The organism is Bacillus haikouensis (assembly GCF_013179555.1).
Classification (GTDB): Bacteria; Bacillota; Bacilli; order Bacillales; family Bacillaceae_B; genus Rossellomorea; species Rossellomorea haikouensis_A.
In genome coordinates this window covers 1-3537 of the sequence record NZ_JABMCR010000358.1, presented here as the reverse complement: position 1 = coordinate 3537, position 3537 = coordinate 1, and the positions used below count along the sequence as shown (strand labels likewise).

At 40.6% G+C, this 3537-nt stretch carries 4 protein-coding genes and 1 pseudogene; all 5 read right to left on the bottom strand.

Annotated features, from left to right (window positions below; translation table 11 throughout):
- Window positions 1-98 (bottom strand): annotated as a pseudogene (locus tag HP456_RS25165) (ribosome recycling factor); the annotation flags it as partial.
- Complete coding sequence (pyrH, locus tag HP456_RS21400; RefSeq protein ID WP_172254870.1) at window positions 98-823, bottom strand: UMP kinase; 726 nt, start codon at window positions 821-823, stop codon at window positions 98-100. The gene pyrH and the pseudogene HP456_RS25165, both read right to left, overlap by 1 nt.
- Window positions 824-916: 93 nt before the next feature.
- Window positions 917-1798, bottom strand: coding sequence for a translation elongation factor Ts (tsf, locus tag HP456_RS21395; RefSeq protein ID WP_172254868.1), 882 nt, complete (start codon window positions 1796-1798; stop codon window positions 917-919).
- A gap of 209 nt (window positions 1799-2007) precedes the next feature.
- Window positions 2008-2715, bottom strand: a complete 708-nt coding sequence (rpsB, locus tag HP456_RS21390) for a 30S ribosomal protein S2 (RefSeq protein ID WP_071617860.1) — start codon at window positions 2713-2715, stop codon at window positions 2008-2010.
- A gap of 156 nt (window positions 2716-2871) precedes the next feature.
- On the bottom strand, window positions 2872-3405 hold the full coding sequence (locus tag HP456_RS21385) for a hypothetical protein (protein ID WP_172254866.1): 534 nt from the start codon (window positions 3403-3405) through the stop codon (window positions 2872-2874).
- Window positions 3406-3537 lie beyond the last annotated feature (132 nt).

Sequence of the window (3537 nt, the reverse complement as noted above, 5' to 3'; positions counted from 1 at the left end):
TTGGCTCTTCCCGCACGAATACTCGCTAATTCACGGGAAAATGTTTGAATGGCTTTTGTCATTCTTTCGTTGGCATTTGCTATTATCGTATTTGGCATTATGCTTTCCCCCTAACTATAGTACCGATGTTTTCACCTGTTATGGCCCTTTTAATATTTCCATCTTCCATAATTGAGAATACAATAAGTGGAATATCATTGTCCATACATAGTGATGAGGCTGTTGAGTCCATAACAGCCAGACCTTCCTTAAGTACATCCAGGTATGACAGTTCTTCGTACTTCACTGCCGTTTCATCCTTTTTGGGATCTGCGGAGTATACCCCATCCACGTTATTTTTCGCCATCAGGATCACTTCAGCCTCAATTTCAGCTGCACGCAGGGCTGCAGTAGTATCCGTAGAGAAATATGGATTACCGGTACCCGCCGCAAAAATAACAACCCGTTTTTTCTCCAAATGACGGATCGCCCTTCTTCTGATATAAGGTTCTGCGACCTGACGCATATCGATTGATGTCTGAACTCTTGTTTCTATGCCGGTTTGTTCCAAGCTATCCTGGAGGGCAAGGGAATTCATGACTGTCGCAAGCATCCCCATATAGTCTGCCGATGCACGATCCATTCCCATTTCACTACCTATTTTACCACGCCAGATGTTACCTCCGCCAACGACAACGGCTACTTCCACACCAAGCTCGGCGATTTCTTTTACTTCTTCTGCCACGTTTTTTATCACTGAAGGGTTAATGCCGAAGCCGTCATTTCCTGCTAAAGCCTCTCCACTCAGTTTAAGGACGACACGTTTGTATTTAGGTACGCTCATGGGGAACCTCCATATGTAGTAGAATTTTTCTTGAAAAATAGGGAACACACTAGGTGTTCCCTACTAAGAAATGTTTAACTTCCTTAACCCGGATTACTTCTTGACTTGGCTCATTACTTCTTCAGCGAAATTATCTTGACGTTTTTCAAGACCTTCCCCTACTTCGTAACGGATGAAGTCAGTTAAAGTTGCTTTGTTTGACTCAAGGTATTGACGTACCTTTTGGTCAGGGTTCTTGACGAACGCTTGATCAAGGATACAGATATCTTCAAAATATTTTCCAAGGCGTCCTTCAACCATTTTTTCAACGATATTTTCAGGTTTACCTTCGTTAAGGGCTTGCTGTTTAAGCACTTCACGCTCACGCTCTACTTCTTCAGCAGATACTTGATCTCGGGAAACGTATTTTGGGTTCAAAGCAGCAGCATGCATTGCCACATCTTTTGCTACACTTTCATCCGTTGTTCCTTCAACCACAGAAAGAACACCGATACGGCCGCCCATGTGCAGGTACTCACCAAAAGCTGCGTTTTCACCTTTTGTACGGATTTCAAAACGGCGTAAAGTGATTTTCTCACCGATTTTAGCGATAGCAGTGTTAATGAACTCAGTTACAGAAGAACCGTTAGCCATTTTTTGATCCATTGCATCTTCCACAGAAGCTGGTTTAGTAGTCAATAAGTGCTCTGCAAGTTCCTTGACAAGGTTTTGGAAGTTTTCATTTTTCGCAACGAAGTCAGTTTCAGCATTCACTTCAAGTATAATTGCAGTATTTCCTTGGCTTGTAATGAAAGTTGTACCTTCAGCAGCGATGCGGTCAGCTTTTTTAGCTGCTTTCGCGATCCCTTTTTCACGAAGGAAGTCAATTGCTTTGTCCATATCTCCGTCAGTTTCTGTTAACGCTTTTTTACAATCCATCATTCCAGCGCCAGTTTTTTCACGAAGTTCTTTAACCATTTGTGCAGTAATTGCCATTGTGGGTTTCCTCCTTAGTTTAACTATGTAGACTAAAATCATCTCGGCAAGAGTCAGTAGACAGTATAAACGATAATACTAAAGTTCATTCTAACTCCTTACCAGAAGTTTTGTCCTAAAGCAATATCCCTTCTTTATAGACATATCACTTGGGCCTATTCTTTAAAAAAAGGTGATAAGGGTAAGTCCCTCTTATCACCTTCTTAAAATTACTCAGCTGCTACAGCTGCTTCTTCACCTTGCTTAGCTTCTAAGATGGCATCTGCCATTTTACCTGTAAGAAGCTTGACAGCACGGATCGCATCGTCATTCGCAGGAATGACAACATCGATTTCATCCGGATCACAGTTTGTATCAACGATACCCACGATAGGGATATTTAATTTACGAGCTTCTGCTACTGCAATGCGCTCTTTACGAGGGTCGATGATGAACAATGCATCAGGCAGTGTATTCATATCTTTAATACCGCCCAGGAATTTAACTAAGCGTTCATGTTCTTTCTTAAGTTGAACTACTTCTTTCTTTGGAAGTACTTCAAATGTTCCGTCTTCTTCCATCTTTTCGATTTGTTTAAGACGGGAAATACGCTTTTGAATTGTTTCGAAGTTTGTAAGTGTTCCACCTAACCAGCGTTGGTTGATGTAATACATACCCGCACGTTCTGCTTCTTCTTTAACAGACTCCTGTGCTTGCTTCTTAGTACCTACGAAAAGAACTTTACCGCCGTTACCAGCTAATTCTTTCACGAAGTTATAAGCTTCTTCAACCTTCTTAACTGTTTTTTGAAGGTCGATGATGTAAATGCCGTTACGCTCAGTGAAGATATATCTCTTCATTTTTGGGTTCCAACGGCGAGTTTGGTGTCCGAAATGTACACCAGCTTCTAGTAATTGTTTCATAGAAATTACTGACATGTGTGTTTCCTCCTAATGGTTTTTATTCTTCTCCTCCGTTTCCGTCACCTTGCAGTAGAAACTATTGTATAAATAGCACCATCCACTCAATCGGGAAACGTGTGTAATCACACCATGAATACTATAGCATACCCGCTTGCCCCAGGCAAGGACTTCTTATGAATTTTGATTAAATTTTAGCATAAGTTCAATTTCTGTCTTACCTTTACCCAATCTCTTTGCGATTTCTTCAATTGAAAGTCCGTCCCTTTGCAGGGAAATGACTCGATTCACCAGTGTATTTTCCTGAGTTATTTCCTGTTCACAAGCCAATAATGGTTCCCAGTCAGTTTCTCCTTCGCTTTTTTCATTGATGGCAGCCGGCTTTTTATAAGCTTTAGAAGCATTCAGGCGTTTATTTGCCTGCGAATCCACCTCTTCATATTTCGGGAAAGGAGACTTTTCTTTACTCTCAGACTGCTTTTTATTTTTCTGTACTAGTTTATTTTCATTCAAGTTGTTCATAAACGCTTCGTTTTCTTCCTTCATTTCAATAAGGTAAGTTGAAATTGTCTCTTCCATATCCTGAATCATCTTCCCCTGCTTCTTTTCAAGATCAATAAACCTGTTTTGTCTGGTATATAGGATGACGATGGCAAGAAGGGAAATTATATTAAGGAGAAAGGATATGATTAATAAAAAAGTGGTCATGCAATCACCCTTTTTAGTTGATTTTAATTATATGCCATAAAAAAGACCGTCCTTATCACGCAAAACAGGAGCAGTCTTTCAGCTGATATGCAGTTAACCAGAGTAGTCGATCTTTCTTCCCTTATAAGGGTG

Coding starts and splice junctions, on each gene's coding strand:
- pyrH (WP_172254870.1), bottom strand. CDS start 823: ATGAGCGTACCTAAATACAAACGTGTCGTCCTTAAACTGAGTGGAGAG.
- tsf (WP_172254868.1), bottom strand. CDS start 1,798: ATGGCAATTACTGCACAAATGGTTAAAGAACTTCGTGAAAAAACTGGC.
- HP456_RS21385 (WP_172254866.1), bottom strand. CDS start 3,405: ATGACCACTTTTTTATTAATCATATCCTTTCTCCTTAATATAATTTCC.
- rpsB (WP_071617860.1), bottom strand. CDS start 2,715: ATGTCAGTAATTTCTATGAAACAATTACTAGAAGCTGGTGTACATTTC.